Source organism: Ruegeria sp. BB7 (assembly GCF_056539365.1).
This window is the reverse complement of record NZ_JBQFUV010000012.1, coordinates 1-19,633: the sequence shown is the minus strand read 5'-3', so window position 1 is coordinate 19,633 and position 19,633 is coordinate 1. Positions and strand designations below refer to the sequence as shown.

Below are 19,633 nucleotides of genomic sequence, written 5' to 3'. Positions count from 1 at the left end.
TTTGCCCCTGGTAGGAGGTTTGCAAAAATTTGCAGCCCACTTTGGCAAATCCTGCAAAGATTTTGCGATAAAGTGACGCTCCGTCATTCCCTTTGCTTGTGTGCCGCCCCCTCACGGCCTTACACAAATCGCGGAGTTGAAGGAGGAGGCCATTGTGGCATATCAGGACGTATACCAGAGTTGGAAGTCAGACCCCGAGGCATTCTGGATGGAAGCCGCCAAAGGGATAGACTGGATAAAACCGCCGACCAAGGCGCTTTTTGACGACAACGCTCCGCTCTATGAATGGTTCTGCGACGCCAAGGTCAACACCTGCTGGAACGCGGTAGACCGCCACGTCGAAAACGGCCGCGGCGAGCAGACGGCTATCATCTACGACAGCCCGATCACACACACCAAACGCGAAATTTCCTATGTCGAGCTGCGCAACCGTGTCGCCACTTTGGCCGGGGCGTTGCGGGCTAAGGGTGTCGAAAAGGGTGATCGGGTCATAATCTATATGCCGATGATCCCCGAAGCCCTGGAGGCCATGTTGGCCTGCGCGCGCCTCGGTGCGGTTCATTCGGTTGTGTTCGGTGGTTTTGCAAGCAACGAACTGGCCGTTCGGATCGATGATGCCAAGCCAAAGGCGATCATCGCCGCCTCATGCGGAATGGAACCGGGCCGCGTGGTTCACTACAAACCTCTGCTAGACGGCGCCATAGAGATGGCCAGCCACAAACCCGATTTCTGCGTGATCTTCCAGCGCGAGCAGGAAGTGGCGCAATTGGTCGAGGGGCGCGATTTTAACTGGCACGGGTTCCAGTACGGCGTTGAACCGGCAGAATGTGTGCCGGTAGATGGCAATGATCCGGCCTATATCCTTTACACCTCGGGTACGACCGGAGCCCCCAAGGGCGTTGTGCGCCCTACCGCGGGTCACCTGGTGGCTCTGAACTGGACAATGAAGAACATTTACGACGTCGACCCCGGCGATGTGTTCTGGGCCGCGTCTGACGTGGGCTGGGTGGTGGGGCACTCTTACATCTGCTACGCCCCGCTGATCCACGGCAATACAACCATTGTGTTCGAGGGCAAACCTGTCGGCACACCTGACGCGGGTACCTTCTGGCGGGTAATTTCCGAACATAAGGTCAAAAGCTTCTTCACTGCTCCTACCGCCATTCGCGCCGTGAAACGGGAAGACCCCAAAGGCGAGATGCTGGCGAAATACGACCTGTCTGGCCTGCGCGCGCTGTTTCTGGCAGGCGAACGCGCAGACCCGGATACCATCGAATGGGCGCAAGATGCACTGAAGGTTCCGGTGATCGACCATTGGTGGCAGACGGAAACAGGCTGGGCCATCGCGGGCAACCCGCTGGGGATCGAGGAGCTTCCGGTCAAGCTGGGCTCTCCGGCCAAGGCGATGCCAGGCTATGACGTACAGATTTTGGACGAAGGCGGCCACGCGGTGAAACCCGGCGAACTGGGTGCTATCGCAGTCAAATTACCCCTCCCCCCCGGCACACTGCCGACGCTGTGGAATGCAGAAGAGCGGTTCAAAAGCTCGTACTTGAATCAGTTCCCTGGGTACTACGAAACCGGCGACGCTGGCATGATTGATGAGGACGGTTATCTGTATATCATGGCGCGCACCGATGACGTAATCAACGTCGCGGGTCACCGCCTGTCTACCGGCGGAATGGAGGAGGTGCTAGCCGCACATCCAGATGTCGCCGAATGCGCAGTAATCGGCGTGTCGGATCAGCTCAAAGGTCAAATGCCGGTGGGTTTCCTCTGCCTGAACGCGGGCTGTGATCGCAACCACGCCGATGTTGTACAGGACGTTGTCAAACTGGTGCGCGAAAAGATCGGACCGGTTGCTGCCTTCAAACAGGCCGTTGTCGTGGATCGCTTACCCAAAACACGCTCGGGTAAAATCTTGCGTGGAACGATGGTTTCGATCGCGGACAGCAAAGAGTACAAGATGCCTGCAACCATCGACGATCCGGCAATTTTGGACGAAATCAAGGTTGCCCTGAAATCCATCGGATTTGCGCAGTAAATGGGATCTGGGCGGCCGTCGGTCGCCCCACCCTCACTGGCTTTCGCTTGCAACCGGGCCCAACGCCCCTACTGTCTGATCAAGACAGTGAGGCCGCATGACACAAACCGACATATGGCGCCTAAGCGCCACCGATCTGACCGCCCGAACCCGCAGCGGAGACCTCAGCGCCGAGGACGCGGTTCAAAGCGCAATTGACCGGATGCACGAGGTCAACCCAGAACTGAATGCCGTGGTCGAAGATCTGAGCGCCGAAGCGCTTGACCGAGCGCACGCTCTCGATCAGGCGCGGGCACAGGGAGTACCGACTGGCCCCCTGCACGGGGTGCCGGTGACGATCAAGATCAACGTCGATCAAAAGGGCCATGCCACTTCGAACGGTGTCGTCGCCCTGAAAGACGTAATCGCCCCCGATGACGCGCCGGTTGTCCGCAATCTGCAAAACGCCGGAGCCATCGTCATCGGGCGCACCAACACGCCCGAGTTCTCTTTTCGCGCTGATACCGACAACCCTTTGCACGGTCGCACACATAACCCTTGGGGGCGTCACGTCTCTCCCGGCGGGTCCTCAGGAGGCGCCGGAGCCGCAGTAATGGCCGGGATCGGGGCGCTGGCGCATGGCAATGATATTGGCGGCAGCCTGCGGTTTCCGGCCGCTGCCAACGGAGCGGTCACGGTTAAGCCTGGCCTTGGTCGCGTACCCGCGTGGAACCCCAGTCAACAAGCCGAACGCGGACTGTTGGCGCAATCCATGTCAGTGCAGGGGTTGATCACTCGCACCGCCGCCGACCTTCACCTGTCGATGCCTAGCCTGATTGCCGCTGATCCTCGTGATCCCTTCCACGTCCCGATGCCGTGGCGGGGCGAACAGGCAGACGGTCCGATCAAGGTCGCCTTCACCAAAGAAACCTTCGGCTACGATCTTCACCCTGAGGTTGACAAGGCATTGGACATGGCACGCGATGCTTTGGCCGACGCTGGCTATCAGGTGGAAGAGGTCAGCCCGCCCGACGTGTTCGACTGTGGGCGGATTGGCTACCGTACACTGATGGGGGAAGTTCTGACCCTGATGAAGGGCGATATAGAAGCCGCAGGTTCGCAAACGATACGTGACATTTTCGACGTCTACTTTCAAGAGTTTCCGCCCGTCACCGGCGCCGAATTGGTCCAGATGCTGGCCAAACGCAGTACCTATGCACGTGATTGGTCGCTATTTCTGGAGGATTACCCGCTCATTCTGTCCCCTTTCCTGCCGCAACCTTTCTTCAAACCTGATCGGGATACCGAAGGGGCCGAAGGCGTGCATGAGGTTCTTGGCTGCGCCGTTTATTCCTATGCAATGAACTTTTTGGGGTTACCTGCCGCCTGCGTTCCGGCGCATCTGGCCGACTTGCCCCAAGGCCCGCAACCGATCAATGTCCAGATTGCAGCCCGACGCTGGCGCGAGGATATGGCAGTGGATGCCGCCTTGGCGATAGAGGCACGCGTAGGTCAAATGTGCCTGCCACTTTGGGACAAAATGGCCTCAGCCGAATTAAGCACTTTGCAAAAATAGACCCCGGGGTTTTGTGCCCGGGGTCCGCTTACTTAAATAAGCCCGGAATTCTGACAACGAGCGTAGCACCACCTACCCTCGCCAGCGCGAAAACTGCGCAATCATTCGAATACGCCGTCTGGTGGCCACTCACTCCCACCTTGGCGTGTTCTCCGGGCAAGTTCATATTAACAAACGACAAACAATTTTCCTGTGAACTGGTTCACACAAGGCGAAAAAAGTTTGAACGCATACAACCTCAGGTAAACTGCTCCGAGATTAGGCGCTCTTCCAGCCCGTGTCCGGGGTCAAACAGAATACGGTGCTGAATGGACGGCTCGGATCGGATTTCGACCCAGTCGATATCCGGAAAAGAAACCGAATCCGCATCCGCCATAACGGGGCGTTTGTCGGCGTCCAACACATCAAACCGAACCTTGGCAATCTTGGGCAATAACGCCCCGCGCCACCGACGCGGGCGGAACGCGGCAATCGCCGTCAGTGCCAAAACGTCAGATCCGATCGGTAGAATTGGCCCATGCGCCGAGTAGTTATAGGCGGTCGACCCGGCGGGCGTGGACAACAGAGCCCCGTCGCAGACCAGTTCAGCCATTCGCACCCGTCCATCAACGCTGATCTTCAGCCGTGCCGCCTGCGGGCCAGCCCGCAGTAAAGACACCTCGTTGATCGCTAGTGCCTCATGCATCTTGCCGGATTGATCCATTGCCTGCATGGCCAATGGGTTGATAAGCTCTTCTTCGGCTGCAGCCAGACGCTCCATCAGGTCGTCTTCGTGGAACTCGTTCATCAGAAAGCCGATTGTGCCACGGTTCATTCCGTACACCGGCGTGTCGAGATGCTGCATATTATGCAATGTGTGCAACATGAAGCCGTCACCGCCCAAAGCGACCACCACATCGGCATCCCGTGGGGCCGCATTGCCATAGCGTTTCACAAGGCTGTCTCGCGCGGTTTGGGCCACTTTGGCGTCGCTGGCAAGAAAAGCGATTCTCTTTTTCATCTATTCCGGTTTCCGGTGCTGCACATTTGGTTCCGAAACAAACATACCTTTCCGCAATAGGCCAGTCTTGACGCCACAGCGGGCCAAATCGTCGCTTTACGCCTTTTGCAAATGAATCGTTTCCGATAGGAAATCCGCAAGATTCTTACCCAGCCCAGTGGAGCCTCCATGAACGCCAATCTTCGTGATACCGGTTTTTTCACCCAATCCCTCGCCGAGCGTGACGCTGAGCTGTTTGGCTCGATCACATCCGAGCTGGGTCGCCAGCGCGACGAGATCGAACTGATCGCGTCCGAGAACATCGTCTCCGCTGCCGTTATGGAAGCACAGGGCTCGGTGATGACGAACAAATACGCCGAAGGCTATCCCGGTCGTCGCTACTATGGCGGCTGCCAGTTCGTTGATATCGCAGAGAATCTGGCCATCGATCGCGCCAAGCGACTGTTTGGCTGTGAATTCGCCAACGTTCAGCCCAACTCGGGTTCGCAGGCGAACCAAGGTGTGTTCCAAGCGCTGATCAAGCCCGGTGACACCATTTTGGGCATGAGCCTGGATGCCGGCGGCCACCTGACACACGGCGCTGCCCCGAACCAGTCGGGCAAATGGTTCAACGCCGTACATTACGGCGTGCGCCAGCAGGACAACCTGATCGACTATGACCAGATCGAAGCACTGGCGAAGGAACACCAGCCCAAGCTGATCATCGCGGGCGGTTCGGCCATCCCGCGCGTCATCGACTTTGCCCGCATGCGCGAGATCGCCGACATGGTTGGCGCATACCTGCACGTGGACATGGCTCATATCGCTGGTCTGGTTGCCGCGGGTGAGCATCCCTCACCCTTCCCGCATGCTCATGTGGCAACAACCACCACCCACAAGACCCTGCGCGGCCCGCGCGGCGGCATGATCCTGACCAATGACGAGGCGATCGCCAAGAAAGTGAATTCGGCGATCTTCCCCGGCATTCAGGGCGGCCCGCTAATGCATGTGATCGCAGCCAAGGCCGTGGCCTTTGGTGAGGCGCTGCGCCCCGAATTCAAAGACTATATCAAGCAGGTCGTGGTCAACGCACAGGCGCTGTCGGATCAGTTGATCAAAGGCGGCTTGGACACCGTGACCCACGGCACCGACACCCACGTGGTGCTGGTCGACCTACGCCCCAAAGGCGTAAAGGGCAACGCGACTGAAAAGGCTCTGGGCCGCGCACATATCACCTGCAACAAGAACGGTGTGCCGTTTGACCCGGAAAAACCGACCATCACCAGCGGCATCCGTCTGGGCTCACCCGCTGGCACCACTCGCGGATTCGGTGAGACCGAGTTCCGTCAGATCGCCGACTGGATCATCGAAGTTGTCGACGGTCTGGCCGCCAATGGCGAGGACGGTAACGGTGAAGTCGAAGCCAAGGTCAAAGCCGGGGTCGCAGACCTCTGCGCGAAATTCCCGATCTATCCGAACCTGTAAATGGGAAACCCATAAATGATAGGAACGGCGTCCATTGGGCGCCGTTTTCTTTGACCAGTTGTACTCAAATAAAGCCGCGCCAGCGCAGAACGATCAACGCCAGCACCGACAGGGCAAGGAAACCCAAGGCCAGCGATCCAAGAAAGCTTAGAAACCAACCCCAACGCCGATCAGCCAAGTTGATTCCGTTCAGATGGGCCTGAACCTCTTCTGACGCTTTCACAAGTTTCGGTGTATCCAGCACCAGACGCAATTTGGGATGGGCCGCCATCTGCTCGGCATTCGCCAATAGCAGGGCCTGTTTGTAAATCCGGCGGGGCAGCTGCCGCTTGGCCTTTTTCACCGATGCTGTCAGCGTTTTGTCCCGAACTCCCAATTTATTACGCAGCAACTGAACCGTGTGCGCAATCTGGCTTTGAACATCTGAAATTTCCGACATTTCGAGGCCTCCAAGGCCGTTAACTTACCCCCCTAGGGCAAGGGCGACAATGGGGCTGGCTGTTTCCGCTCACGGCGGGTATCACACCAGCATGCTGAATACGATCATTCATGGCGAACCGACTGCGAAACCTCCTTTGCTGATTGCACATGGGCTGTATGGCTCGGCGCGAAATTGGGGGGTAATCGCCCGTCGGCTGGCGGATGAAAGGCAGGTGGTTGCCGTCGATATGCGCAACCACGCCTATAGCATGTGGACCGATCAGCACAGCTATCCCGAGCTCGCAAACGATCTGGCCGAGGTGATCGACCATTTTGGTGGCAAGGCCGATGTGGTGGGGCATTCGATGGGCGGTAAGGCGGCAATGACGCTGGCGCTACAACATGGGGATTTGGTGCGCAAGTTAGTCGTGGCCGACATTGCGCCAGTTATTTACAGCCACAGTCAAATCCAGTTCATTGAGGCCATGCGCTCGGTCGATCTGTCCAAGGTCGAGCGCCGCTCGGATGCATCGGAGCAACTGGCGAAGTTGGGCGTTGAGCCTGCGCTACAGAGCTTTTTTACCCAGTCTCTGGATGTCAAAGGGCAGCGCTGGCTGCTGAATCTTGACGTGCTGGCCGCCGAGATGCCGACGATCATGGGCTTTCCTGAACTAACCGCAAGCTGGGACGGCCCAACCCTGTTTCTGTCTGGCGCCGAGTCCGAGTATGTTCTACCCGAGCACCGCGACCTGATCCGGGGGCTTTTCCCGGCTGCCAAGTTTGCCAAGATACCCGGCGCGGGGCATTGGCTACACGCCGAAAAACCGCGAGAGTTTGAGGCAGCTGTCCGGGCGTTCCTGAACGCCTAGGGTTCAGTAACTTCCCCGCCGGCATTGATCCAATCGGACAATCCGCCAAGGTTATAAACCTGATGATATCCCATGTCTTTCAGCAACTTGCCCGCTAAGGCAGCACGACCTCCGGCCGAGCAATACAGAACGATCGGGCGATCTTTTTGAAGTTCTGGGTCATGGGATTGCAAGGTGTCATCGGCCCGAAACTCCAACATGCTACGCGGGATATGATGCGCGCCCTTGGCCCGACCGGTTTGCTGCAATTCAACGGCATCGCGCACATCCAGCAACAGACCACCCTGCCCTAAAGCTACTTGGGCAAAAGCGGTATCTACACGTTTAACGACCGCATTTGCGGCCTCCATCATGTCTTGAACGGTTAATGGCACAAGTCGTCCTCCGGTGGCTGCCACCACAGATTAACATGCGGAAAATGGAACGTGTAGACCGGCCATCAGACCAGTCTTGTTATTGCTCGCGGAAAGCGCGCGTCATGCTGTCTGTCACAGGCTTAGCGATATAGGCTGCAAAGGTCCGCTCTTCGGTCTGGATCATGATTTCAGCAGGCATACCGGGGGTAGGGATAAAGCCGCGCACGCGCTCGATCTCTTCGGGTTCAAGCGAGATGCGGGCGAGATAGACCTCTTGCGGAGCACCCGCAGTGTCTTCGACCAGAGCATCGGCTGACAGATAGAACACCTGACCGTTCAGCACCGGGGTCGTGCGTTGATTCAGTGCCACCAAACGCACCGTCGCATCCTGACCGGTAACGACGCTGTCGATCTCGGTGCGCGGGATTTGCGCTTCGATAATCAGTGGCGCGTCTGCGGGCAGGATTTCAGCGATGGGCTCACCAGTTTCGATCACGCCACCCGGAGTATGATAGAGCAGACGCACAACCGTGCCTGAAACCGGGGCCCGTACGACCGCGCGGTCCAAAACGCTGCGTGCTTGGCGCGCTTTTTCGCGCACGCTTTCCAGATCGGCTTCGATCACGCCTAACTCGTCCAACGCAGCCTCACGATAAGCCGCGCGCGTGCGCGATATCTGCTCTTCGTATTTCAGCAACATCTGGTTGATCTCGGCAGCTTCGGCTTGCAGGCGCCCCTGCTGCCCCTCAGCTTCGGCCTGAACCCGGCGGATTGTGTTCAGTTCGCCCTTACGGACCAGCCCCTTTTCAAAAAGGGCATGCTTGGTCTCGTATTCCTCTTGCAGGATCGCTGAGCGCCGAACCATGCTGTCCAACTGCGCCTCAAACCCGCTGGAACGAATTCTCAGGGCTTCCATATTGCGTTCCAACAAAGCGATATCGTTCAACAAGGTCTTGCGAGATAGATCAAAGCTGATCTTTTGCCCATCAAGGATTGTCATCACCTCTGTGTCCTCTGCCTGGGCCATCAAGGCAGGGGAAAATTCCAACCGTTGCAACTCTGCATATTCTGCATTCAGACGCTCGGACATAGCCTGCAGGCGTGCTTTGCGGATGAACAACTCGCGCTCATTGGCTTCGGCCGATGTCTGGTCCAACGTCATCAGGACTTGACCGGCTTTGACGGACTGGCCTTCGATTACCTTGATGTCCTGAATGATGCCGCCTTCCAAATGTTGCACAATCTTGTTGCGGCCAGTGGCAACAAAACTGCCCTGCGCAATCACAGCAGCGGCCAAAGGCGCCCGGAAAGACCAGACGCCAAAGCCGCCGAAACACACGACCAGCAGGATCATCCCTATGACGACCAGACGGTTGATTGAACGTGGAACCTCGGCATACCAGACGTCCGGGTTTTTGGGATCGTTATTCACGGGGACAAGATCGTTCATGTCGCACCCCCTTACTGGTTTTGAATGCCGGGCGTATTGCTGCGCGGCCCATTGAGTTGTTGCAGAACCTGTTCGCGCTGGCCAAACAGCGCCACACGTCCATCTGTAAGCAGCATGATCTTATCGACCACGTTCAGCAGCGTTGGCTTCTGAGTGATCACGACCACGGTAATCTTGCTTTCTTTGGCCTGCTCAATGGCGCGGGCTAAGGCTTTGTCACCAGCCACATCAAGGTTCGAATTCGGCTCATCCAGAACCACCATGCGCGGGTTGCCGAAGAACGCCCTCGCCAATGCGATGCGCTGTTTCTGCCCGCCAGACAGGGGCGAGCCATCGGCGGAGACCACCGTCTCATAACCTTGCGGCAGGGTTGCGATCATGTTGTGCACATCGGCCAAGACGGCGGCATCGTGGATCTGTTCATCCGTCGCGTCCGAGCGCATCCGTCCGATATTGTCCTTGATCGTGCCGGGGAACAGTTGAACGTCCTGCGGTAGATAGCCGATGCTTTCACCAAACTGGCGCGGATCCCAGTTGCGGATATCCATCAGGTCCAACCGGACACTGCCCGATGTGGGAAGGACCGATCCAACTAGTGTCTTGCCCAGCGTGGTCTTACCTGCACCCGAATTACCAATGATGGCCAATGTCTCACCCGGATTCAGCGAGAAACTGATACCGTTGAGCACGACGCGTTTGGTTCCACCCGGTACGTAAAGCAGGCGTTCGACATCCAGCCGCCCTTCGGGGCGTGGCAGGCGCAGTTTTTCGAACTGCAGGGCAGAGCTGGACAACAGTTGGTTGATCCGACCATAGGCGGCCCGCGTCAGCAGGAAGCCGTTCCATCCTTCGATCGAACCTTCAATCGGAGCGAAAGCGCGCCCTGCGATAATCGAAGCCGCAATCACCATACCGCCAGTGATTTCACCCTGTAACGCCAGATACGCGCCCCAGCCCAGAATGGCGATCTGAGTCAGCAGACGCACGGCACGTGAAATCGCAGCGAAGATCACGTTGCGATCCTGGGCACGGACTTGCCACGTCATAGATTGCGCGGTGTCACGACCCCAGATGCGCACCGCCTCTGGGATCATGGCCAAGGCATTTATGATCTGGCTGTTGCGCGACATCGAGTCCAGATGCTGGTTCGCCATGGATTGTGCCCTATTCGCCTCGGCAAACGGTTTCGCCGTCATGCGTTGATTGATGAACGCGATCGTCATCAGCAGCAGCGCTGTTACGATCACGATCATCCCAAGCTGAGGGTGCACCAGAAAGATCATCAAGATGAACAAAGGTGCGAAGGGCACATCAAGGAATGAGATTAGCGTTCCAGAAACAAGAAACCCCCTGACCTGCTGAAGATCGCCCAATGTCTGATATTCGCGCCCTGTACCGTGCAACGAGGCATGCGCCGCAGCGCTCAGGATCGGTGCGCCAAGACGGGCTGCGACCTCAACCGCGGTACGCATCAGCATGAACCGTCGCACCGCATCAAAAGCTGATTGGAAAATCACCGCCCCGGCCACGATGGCCGTCAGCATGATCAGCGTATCCAGCGAGCGGCTGGTCAGAACACGGTCGCTGATCTGAAACAGGTAAATCGGTATTGCCAGGATCAGAACGTTTGTCGCGCAGGTCAAAACCAGCACAAAAGCTAGATTGCGATAGATCGCCCGTAGCGAGGTACGAAGCGTCTTTCGAAAATCCTCGGGTGGTGTGCGTTTGTGAAATGTTTGGGGTGGCCCTTTCCCATCACCGCCATTTTGGGTGCTGCGCAGCAATGGTTCATTTGCCGTGGCCTCGATTGTGGTGCCCATTCTATCACCGTCACCCGAGCGCGACCTGGGGGTACTTCGGTCGCTGGTCTTACTGACCGTTTCGGGATCTGAGCCCTCGGCATCGGCCACCCCAGCACCGCTGTCCTGTTGGTCATGACCTTCGACAGGCTGCGGCTGCTTGCGCTGGGAGGAGGATCCCGCGCGCAGGCCTGGTTCGTCTTTCGTATTGTGACCCGTCAGGTTTGGTTTCACCGTCTGGCCCGCGCTCTCATCGCCTGTGACGACGGCGTCGCGAGTGCCACCTTCGGGGTCACGCACGCGGTAGTCGTCGCTTAGTCGCAATCCTGGGGTTTTCTTTGATTCCTCCCCAGAACCGCTTGCATCTGAGGTTGATGAGACGGCACCACCATGGCGGTCCAAGGGGCTGGCGTAACGTCTCGGACGCGACGGGAATTCAATCGACATATCAAAACTTTCAGTTCACTCGCAAAACACACAAAATTTCTACGCAAGCATAGTCTCCAGACCATCATCGAGGCCTGCTTTTTCCGATGGCGTTAGCTTGTTATGACCGGGGGCGTGTTCAGATTTGCCCGGCGCATCAAGTTCTTCCATCATCAGCGCGACAGCTTCGCTGATAATCTCGGTTTTTTCCGCCATCGCGTCTTCAAAGATGCTTGCCTGATGCAAAAGCAGGTCGGAATATTCCTCTTCCTTGGCCCTGATCACTGAATCCACACCCATCTTTTTCACATGGGCGGAATTCAGAATGCCATTGCCAGCACCCAGCGCGGCAACCTCTTTGCCGGGGGGTGCGTCGACATAAACATCGTCATCATCTTGCAACACGGTGACCTGATCGATGACATTGACCTGCAAAAGATCGCCCTCAATCTTGAGCACCCGGACCAGTTCTGTCCCGGCAAACATGGGATCATTCAAAAGCGCGTCTTCCAACGCGTCGGTGTCCACTTCTTGCAGAGGTATCACCTCGGCCAGTGTTTCGCTCAACTCCTCATGTGTGTCTTCGCCCGTCGTCGTCAGAGACACCTGATTCATCACCAGATTGTCCTCAGCCTCTGTCGGTTGAGCACCATGCACCACGTCATTGTCAGACAGCGCGATGGTCTGCGACACAGCATCGACCGATGTCATATCTCCACCAACAACGATCATATCGTAGAAGCTGCCCAACTGAAGAATGTCAGTCACGTTGGTCATGACATTCTCGCCCAAAGTGTAGGCCGTAGACGTCGCGGTAATTTCGGTGGCGATCTGGTCGATATCCGTAGCGTCGATAACCTGCTTGATGAAATTCGTGACCAACATATCGCCGGAAATCCAGTCGACATCGACAACCGGCTCTTGACCTGCTTCCGCGACATTGTCTTCCAGCCATGATGCTTCGTTGGCCTCAACAGCAATCTCAGAGGACTGCACCACATGAGTTTCGCTCTGCACGCCGGGCTCGCCTTCATCAACATCAGAGACAACAGCCACCTGGTTGAACACTGTCAGGTTTGTGGCTTTACCACCTACAAGGATGTTGGGTGCGTCAATCCAGCTGACGGTTACCGCAACTTCGTTCACAGCCAGATTTCCACCTGCAATCACCGAATGGCCATCTTCGAACACAGGATCTTCGGTCTGCTCCCACTCTGCAGGCCATGGGTTTGGGGTATCATCCCCTGCCCCCTCTTCTTCATCGGCCCTGAGATGCGCGGGCAGCAATTCGTTGAAATCCGGCACTTCATCGACATGTTCGCCATTCACAACAATGCCCAATGCGTCATCGCCGTGGAACTGATGAATTTCTGCCCCTTCCACCTCGGGGGTCAGGGGTGTTTGCATCTGGTCGATAAGTACTTCCAGCGCCGCACCAGACAGGTAATCCTGAATGTCCATTGACGGGGACGATGTGGCATGCAGCGACAACGCTTTAGCCAACAGCCCGTCACCCTGTGCCATCAAAGATTCGACATCTCTGAAATCGCCCTCTCCGACGGTGTCATTGTCGGTCAGTCGAATTTTCTGGACCGTATAGGTAACCGCCGAACCGATCAGCTCGGTAATAAACTCGGGTTTTAGGATCATGGTGAGTTGTATGGATGATCCCAACTCAAGCGCTTGGGGGAAATTGAATTCCAAACCAAACGATTGGCTGGGACCCGCTCCGAGACTTTCAAGCTGCTCAGCGGTGGCAGGTGATAAGGGCACTTCGGCCTGCGGCGCAGAAAACTTGTATGGCAGCAAATTATGCTCGCCCGTCTCTAATTTCAGATGTGCCGAGACCTCAATACGTGTGGGGTCTGCCAAATCTTCAAGTTCTGCTTGGCGTCTTAGCGCGGTAAATTCTTCATATTGATCGCGCAATCGCGCCTGTTCGGTCGTAAGCTCAAACGTTCCAATAAAATGTGCAATCTGTTCCGTAATACTGTCGAGAGACATATCGGTTCCTTTCCCCGCCCCGGCTGAAATTTCCGGCTTGGGTTAAGTTGGGCCGAGGCCACTTTTTTGCGGCCTCGGCGTTTTTCTCGAAGGGTATCAGAGCCCGCATGCGCGGGCACTGAACTCTGGTTACACGTCGGTATCGTCGCTGGCGTAGGACGAGCTCATGGAACCGCCAACCATCGTTGTATCGACCGAGTTGCCAAGGACGTTTGCCCCCATAACGATCGATTGGTTGAAGGCTGACGTATCAACCACCGCAGCGGCAGAAGCATGCGATTCACCGTTTACGATGCCGTCGCCGCCATTGTTCGAGCCCCAGGTACCAGCGCTACCAGCGTTGCCACCGGCCCCTGAATACGCACCCGAAACATCGCCGCCACTGACGTTGCCGCCAGTTACGTTGCCAGCTTCTGCGAAGCCGTTGGCGTCGCCGCTTTGACCACCAGTCGATTGCGCGGCACCGCCGCCGCCGCCGATGCCCGACTCGGACATCCCATTGGTCGTGCCATATGCGGTCGACGTTGCGTCATTGTCCGAACTGCCAGCGCCGCCATAGCCCGAGATTGCTTCGGCCAGGCTGTCAGCGGTGCCATCGGTGTCCGCCGTGGCAAATACCGAGGATTCTCCGCCATAACCGGCATCGTTATCCGCGTCTGCAGACCCCGTGCCGCTGCCACTCGACTGCGCGTCCTGTTGGATTGCGCCGCCGCCACCGCCGGTCCCGTTGGCCGTTGCCATACCGGTTCCTTCAGCGTCTGCGCGACCATCGGTGTCGTTGGTTCCGCCGGCGCCACCGTTCGAGTCGGCATCCTGATCGTTGCGCGCCGTGCCTGTGACATCTCCCGGGGATTGGGTGACAACCGGGCCTGTAGCATACTGATCTCCGACGCCCTGAGCATCCGAGTCAGAGTCTGCTTGACCGCCGGTACCGGCACCGCCAGTCCCGTCGCCGCCCGGACCGTTACCGCCGGTTCCGTCGCCACCAATACCGCGGCCGCCGTCCCCTTCACCGCCATAGCCTTTGCCAGCTTCGGCTTCACCGCCACCGCCGTTGTAGGCACCCGCGCCGCCCAGGTTCAGGCCGCTCAGACCCGTGCTCTGGTGCGAAGCCGCAAGAGCTGCGTCGATCTGACCGGCGTCTCCGCCAGTACCGGCACCACCAGTGCCATCGCCACCGTCGCCGCGCGCACCTTCGCCTTTGCCGCCGTCACCGTCACCGCCGACACCTTTGCCTCCGTCAGCATCAGCGTCGCTGTTGGCAAGGCTGCCAGCTTTACCAAGACCGATATTGCCACCGGAAGAAGCACCGTTGGCTTCGGTGTCACTGTCTGATTCATTTTTGGCCAGGCCGATGTTGCCTGCTGCACTGTCACCGCCGTCGGCGTTGCCGGATGATGCGTCATTGGCTGCAAGCGCACCGCCTTTGGCAGCTGCGATGCTGTCATTGGAACCACCGGTTGACTGACCGCTGTTACCGGCACCCGACAGTCCCAATCCCAGCCCCAGACCAATCGAGCCTGCGTTGCCACCGTCTCCGCCGTCGCTATCAGCGTCGGACGCGTCCGAGTAACCTTTGTTGTAGGCGCTGGAATCACTGTCCGCAGTGCCACCATTGCCACCGTCGCCGGATCCGCTGGCATTCGCATCCGACTTGCTGGCGTTCAGACCCAGAGTTTTTGCATCACCCGAGTCACCGCCATTTCCGGCGTCTGCATCGGCATTGGCGTTGCCAGTTTCGCCGCCGCCCGACTGTGCATTACTACCCTTGGTGAAGGCCATCGCACCGCCACCATGAGCCGTACCACCCGCGCCGGAATTGCCGCCAAGTGACTCGGCATCTATGCCATCGTCAGAGTTGGCGGTACCGCCAGTCGCGTCGCCATGTTGCTCGAACGTGCCACCGTCATTCGAAACCGAAGCTTGGCCCAGATGATCGTTGTCAGTCAGTTCTGCAAGCTGGTTGTTGATCGACAACATGTCGTTGCCTGAGCCGTCCAACGAAATGTCCAGATTTGTGTCGTCACCCGGATCATAATCAAAGTCGTTTCCTACGGTGATCACGTCGTCAACCGAACCGCCTTTGCTTACATCCACATCGACCAGATCATCGTCACGGGGAATCCACTCACCGCCGCCAAAATCAATATTGATCTTATTGTTGACGTCGTTCGTGTTGCTGTCATCGCCGCCATTTTTGTTCGACTGAGACTGCTTTTGTTGCTGATCCTGGTCTTGGTCCTGATCATTTTCATTGTCCACGTCTGTGCGCTGATCCTGGTCCGCGTCGACGTCAGTGGTTTGGCGCTGATTCTGATCAACATCCGTGTCTTGTTTCTGTTTGTTCAAATTTGCTTCGACATCTGCATGCTTGACGTTGATGTCGGCGTCGATCGGCACATAGGCCTCGTCAACGTTCACTTCGCCAATTGCTGTGATGTCATTATGGGGCTGATATTGACGGTTTTTACTCATAACAAATATCCATTTGTTGTCGCGCCCGACCGTCATTCATCTAACAAACGGTTACTGGCGCTGTTGAAACAAAATTTAAGCTCTCAGGCGCTAAAACGCGCTTGAAGCGGTTTCGTTTGGTGAAGTCGTTTCCCACCTCCCTTTCCCGGCCAAGCCGACTTGCTGCCCACGGTCATTGAGGCTCGCGTCAATTCACGATGCGCAGGCAGATCAGTAACTAAGCTTCCCAAATTGAAGCAGGGTAATGGTCGCAGCCGAACAGCGCCCTGAATAGCTGATCTTAAGCATTAGACGGCACAGCGGCTTGATATTACGCAGTATTTTTAAATATTAACTCAATATTAACGAGCAAAATCACCAATTTTCCGAAGGATCTCGGATAAAGATCTAAAACCGTATTAACCCTCAACATTTTCGAAAGTAGCAGCGATGAACCTAAACCAAAGTTCTAGCCCGAATGGGTGGGAAAAGGCCCAATATTGATGAAAACTGGACTTTCAGCTATAGTTACTTAAACCAAAAGTTAATCTATCGTTAATTCGCGTTAAGTGTGTTGTTTACTAGTGCGCTACAGATTTCGTGGCGTGAGTTTTTAGGGGGAAGTAATGAGCAATCCGTTGCGGGATAGTGCCGCCCAAAAAAATTTTTGTACCGAAGATTTCTCGATCAACTTTATTGGCAAGGAGCTTTTCTTTTCAAACCAAACTCTGCGTAGCGTTCAAACCGAATTCGGTGTTTCTGCGCATAGGTATGATGACATCGCTGAACTAAAATCACTCGACACATCCAGATTGCCGGCCGGGAAAGTGGTTGTCGTCGACCAAATAATGCTTAACGACCTTCTAACCCAACCAGGCCTCTATATCGAAACAGTTGGGTCGGGATGTCTTGCCTTTGCATATCGTAAGGAAGACACAGCCCGTTCCCTATTTAAAAACTGGGACAGGAGGCAGTTCGGAGATATTGGCTATCTTCCAATGAACGTCGCGCCAGATGTATGGCGGTCCATTTTACGGCTTTTGATGCATGAAGAGCTTTACCTGCCAAGCTTTCTGGCAGATTGTGTGTCACCCCCGCAAAGTCCGACTACCCCCTGCCTGCAGGGCGATGCCCCAGCAGAGCCGCAGCAAAAACCGAAAGAACCAAACCCGGTGTTTGCCCGCTTGACGCGGCGCGAAAAGCAGGTTCTGCGCCTCGTCTCGAAAGGTCAAAGCAACAAGATCATCGCATCAAACCTCGGCATTACTGAGCACACGGTAAAGCTGCACATGCATAACGTTGCGGGCAAGATCGGTGTCAGCAACAGGACAGCTGCTGCTCAGTTCTATTTTGAGGTGGTAGCAGAACAAGCCCAGGGTCAAACAGTTGACTGAAGCCATCGAATCTCGCTTTGACCGCCTAATCCTGCTGGTCGGCAAGCTCAATTACATGTGGACCAACACCGAAAGCCTGTTGATCCACCTTATTGCTGGACTTGGTGATACAAAAAAAGACGTCGCCGTTATTATCTTTCTGACCCTCAACACAACGCGCGCTCGCGTAGACCTTGTGGAGCGGCTGGCAAAGATGGACGGCCGTCCGCCCGAAATTCGGGATCCAGTCCTGGAACTCACCCAACGACTAAGTAGGCTCTCGTCTATTCGAAACAAATACAATCACTGCATTTACTCGTTCGATGCCGACAGCGGAAATCCAAAGACCATTCTGATGCGCATCTCGGATAGAAAGACCGATATAAAAATGGGGCGCGAAGACACTGTTGACGAAGAGGCCATTCAGCAAATCGAAGATACCCTCACGCAATTGTCGGCTGCCAACCGGGATATCTGGCGCCTGATAGGCTACTTGGGTTTCCCGGTTTGATTGTGACCACCCGAACAGGGTGGGCTAAGTTGTGAGCCGGTCAACGTCTTTTTACGAAACCTTTTCGTGCAGATGGGATTTGAACGAGCCACTCGCCCCTACAGGAAAGCGGGATCAAAAGCGCAGCTTATTGAAAATGTGAGCGAGCAAAGACAGCGCGCATGCTCAGAGAATAAGACTTGCACAAAGTTGGTTTTGGTACCCGCGGCCGGACTCGAACCGGCACGGCGTTTCCGCCTGGAGATTTTAAGTCCACTACAGGGTGGTGCGGGTGACGGGACTCGAACCCGTAAGCCATTGAAAGCGAGGGATTTTAAGTCCCTTGTGTATACCAATTCCACCACACCCGCTTGTCACCATGTCACCAATGTCACCAACGATGTCACCAGTGTCACCAAGGTATATTGAAGGTGACTTTCGGAACACTTACAGTCAACGTACCTAATTGGAAAGACAGTAAATGTTAGAACTCTTTGTGACGTCACTGATTATGATATTCATCATGGGTTTCTTTATTGGGTTCTCTCCGGTTATCTGGGATGTCCTTAAGCTGCTATGGGGAAGAACAGTTCGGGCTCTACGTTCGGCCCTAGGTCTCCCCACTGGTCAGCCATAGCCGCAGCTATGCCGGGAAAGAAGCGGCTCCGCTCTGCCCCCCTGTTGGGACCGGGAGACGCATTATGAACCGAGGATCGGGCGTTTGATCCGTCGAGTGTACCGGTCCGAATAAGAGGCGGGAGGTTACGCAGCCAAAGACACGTCCGCTTCTTTTCGTTGTCTGGTCCGTTTTCGTCCGTACCGAATTGCCACGGCTGGACTGATTGAGCGAACTGTTCATAGTTCACGATCCTTTCTTTTGCATACTTGTGCATCACAGGGTTCTCTATACAGACACGAGGTATGTCCGCGTTCCAGCAGTCGGAGAAGAGTTGAGCCCCGGCATCAAGTTCCGCCCACATCTCCGCCTTAGTTCGACCAGGAGGGGGCGTGTGAAGCCATCTGACGCCTGAATTACATAGGCGTGTACAAGGTGGATGTGCGACCATGAGAAGGTCCCACTGATCCATTTTGAGAACCACACGGACATCCTCTTGGATGTGTCGGTTACTCGGGGTTTCTGAGGGTTTGAGATCACAAGACCAAGCGTCATGGCCGCGTGATAGGAAAGCGTCCCGAACTGTGCCGGAACACTCGCAAGCTATGAGGACTTTCACCTCAGATTTTATTGATTGTCAGCGCCGCTATCTTATCAATTACGACCGCACACTCTCGACCGTCTAGGTTTTCACCAATTAAGAGCATTGAACCTGATCCGTTCTCTTGGACCCCAGTTACCGCCATTCCATAGATGGCCCCACCTCCGTCAAGTTCCACTTCCACCGTGAAAGCTGTATCACCATCCAACTGGTGAGCTAGGAAGATAGCTATTGAGGGAGGGGCTACGGTATCAAACATATGTTTCCTTCCACGCCAAAACAGACGGTCAACACTCAGATGACCGCCCGTAGACGTTTAGTTGATTTGAGTTGTGGTTAAGGGTTAAGCGACCAGTGCAGCCGCAGCGACCTCAAGATCATCAGGGGCCAAGTGGGCGTACCTGAGTGTCGTTGAGATCGACTTATGTCCCATCCAAGTTTGGACGCGACGAAGATCGACCCCCGCCTGTGTCAACCTTGAGGCACACGTATGGCGGAGAGTATGTATTACGAAGTGAGGGTCCTCGGTGTACCCAAGTTGCTCTCGGACTAAATCCCAGTGATCTTGGAAGCTGTCGTAGGACACCCGGATATACTTAGGGTGATTATGTGTCCGTCGTCAGGGATTTTGGGACAGATGGCCGCCTGAGCTAAGAGAGGATCTGGCTCATCTGGTTTTTGTGATTATGCGGCGGATTTGCGGTGAAGCAAG

Annotated in this window: 16 protein-coding genes and 1 tRNA gene; 6 read left to right on the top strand and 11 right to left on the bottom strand. The window is 56.1% G+C overall.

From position 1 onward, the window contains the following. The first annotated feature begins 154 nt into the window (after positions 1-154). On the top strand, positions 155-2,044 hold the full coding sequence (prpE, locus tag ACR0D7_RS15730; RefSeq protein WP_480679863.1) for a propionate-CoA ligase PrpE: 1,890 nt from the start codon (positions 155-157) through the stop codon (positions 2,042-2,044). Between the two features lie 97 nt (positions 2,045-2,141). Continuing rightward, the gene (locus ACR0D7_RS15725) at positions 2,142-3,599 is read left to right on the top strand and encodes an amidase family protein (RefSeq protein ID WP_480679862.1); all 1,458 of its coding nucleotides are present in this window, start codon (positions 2,142-2,144) and stop codon (positions 3,597-3,599) included. 238 nt (positions 3,600-3,837) lie between these two features. On the opposite strand, the gene ACR0D7_RS15720 is transcribed toward ACR0D7_RS15725, so the two are convergent. Beyond that, entirely contained in the window at positions 3,838-4,599 is a 762-nt protein-coding gene (locus ACR0D7_RS15720) for an NAD kinase (protein ID WP_170387311.1), read from the bottom strand. 168 nt (positions 4,600-4,767) lie between these two features. Between ACR0D7_RS15720 and glyA the strand changes: the two genes are divergently transcribed. After that, complete coding sequence (gene glyA / locus ACR0D7_RS15715; protein WP_480679861.1) at positions 4,768-6,063, top strand: serine hydroxymethyltransferase; 1,296 nt, start codon at positions 4,768-4,770, stop codon at positions 6,061-6,063. Positions 6,064-6,127: 64 nt separating this feature from the next. Here glyA and ACR0D7_RS15710 read toward each other — a convergent pair whose 3' ends face one another. Further along, positions 6,128-6,502, bottom strand: coding sequence for a hypothetical protein (locus ACR0D7_RS15710; RefSeq protein ID WP_480679860.1), 375 nt, complete (start codon positions 6,500-6,502; stop codon positions 6,128-6,130). A gap of 49 nt (positions 6,503-6,551) precedes the next feature. Here ACR0D7_RS15710 and ACR0D7_RS15705 point away from each other — a divergent pair, with 49 nt between their 5' ends. After that, the gene (locus ACR0D7_RS15705) at positions 6,552-7,352 is read left to right on the top strand and encodes an alpha/beta fold hydrolase (protein ID WP_480679859.1); all 801 of its coding nucleotides are present in this window, start codon (positions 6,552-6,554) and stop codon (positions 7,350-7,352) included. Here ACR0D7_RS15705 and ACR0D7_RS15700 read toward each other — a convergent pair. From ACR0D7_RS15700 to ACR0D7_RS15680, 5 genes are all read right to left on the bottom strand, one after another. Then, positions 7,349-7,726 carry a rhodanese-like domain-containing protein gene (locus ACR0D7_RS15700; protein ID WP_480679858.1) on the bottom strand — a complete coding sequence of 126 codons (378 nt, stop codon included), beginning with the start codon at positions 7,724-7,726 and terminating at the stop codon, positions 7,349-7,351. The genes ACR0D7_RS15705 and ACR0D7_RS15700 overlap by 4 nt on opposite strands. A 79-nt stretch (positions 7,727-7,805) precedes the next feature. Then, positions 7,806-9,158 carry an HlyD family type I secretion periplasmic adaptor subunit gene (locus ACR0D7_RS15695; protein ID WP_480679856.1) on the bottom strand — a complete coding sequence of 451 codons (1,353 nt, stop codon included), beginning with the start codon at positions 9,156-9,158 and terminating at the stop codon, positions 7,806-7,808. Positions 9,159-9,169: 11 nt separating this feature from the next. Further along, a complete protein-coding gene (locus ACR0D7_RS15690) occupies positions 9,170-11,281 on the bottom strand; it encodes a type I secretion system permease/ATPase (RefSeq protein ID WP_480679855.1) in 2,112 nt (703 codons plus the stop codon). A gap of 162 nt (positions 11,282-11,443) precedes the next feature. Beyond that, positions 11,444-13,387: a type I secretion protein gene (locus ACR0D7_RS15685; RefSeq protein ID WP_480679854.1), complete on the bottom strand. Its 1,944-nt coding sequence runs from the start codon at positions 13,385-13,387 to the stop codon at positions 11,444-11,446. A 129-nt stretch (positions 13,388-13,516) separates the two neighbouring features. Continuing rightward, positions 13,517-15,862, bottom strand: a complete 2,346-nt coding sequence (locus tag ACR0D7_RS15680; RefSeq protein WP_480679853.1) for a beta strand repeat-containing protein — start codon at positions 15,860-15,862, stop codon at positions 13,517-13,519. 605 nt (positions 15,863-16,467) lie between these two features. Between ACR0D7_RS15680 and ACR0D7_RS15675 the strand changes: the two genes are divergently transcribed. After that, positions 16,468-17,235 carry a helix-turn-helix transcriptional regulator gene (locus ACR0D7_RS15675; RefSeq protein WP_480679852.1) on the top strand — a complete coding sequence of 256 codons (768 nt, stop codon included), beginning with the start codon at positions 16,468-16,470 and terminating at the stop codon, positions 17,233-17,235. Then, positions 17,228-17,725, top strand: coding sequence for a hypothetical protein (locus ACR0D7_RS15670; RefSeq protein ID WP_480679850.1), 498 nt, complete (start codon positions 17,228-17,230; stop codon positions 17,723-17,725). Before ACR0D7_RS15675 ends, ACR0D7_RS15670 begins: the two co-directional genes overlap by 8 nt. Positions 17,726-17,988: 263 nt before the next feature. On the opposite strand, the gene ACR0D7_RS15665 is transcribed toward ACR0D7_RS15670, so the two are convergent. The 4 genes from ACR0D7_RS15665 to ACR0D7_RS15650 all read right to left on the bottom strand — a co-directional run bounded on the left by ACR0D7_RS15665 (position 17,989) and on the right by ACR0D7_RS15650 (position 19,507). Beyond that, a tRNA-Leu gene (locus tag ACR0D7_RS15665) sits at positions 17,989-18,075 on the bottom strand. A gap of 195 nt (positions 18,076-18,270) precedes the next feature. Next, positions 18,271-18,951, bottom strand: a complete 681-nt coding sequence (locus tag ACR0D7_RS15660; RefSeq protein ID WP_480679928.1) for a hypothetical protein — start codon at positions 18,949-18,951, stop codon at positions 18,271-18,273. Beyond that, entirely contained in the window at positions 18,941-19,180 is a 240-nt protein-coding gene (locus tag ACR0D7_RS15655) for a hypothetical protein (protein ID WP_480679849.1), read from the bottom strand. Before ACR0D7_RS15655 ends, ACR0D7_RS15660 begins: the two co-directional genes overlap by 11 nt. 84 nt (positions 19,181-19,264) lie before the next feature. After that, positions 19,265-19,507: a tyrosine-type recombinase/integrase gene (locus ACR0D7_RS15650; RefSeq protein WP_480679847.1), complete on the bottom strand. Its 243-nt coding sequence runs from the start codon at positions 19,505-19,507 to the stop codon at positions 19,265-19,267. Between the last annotated feature and the right edge of the window lie 126 nt (positions 19,508-19,633).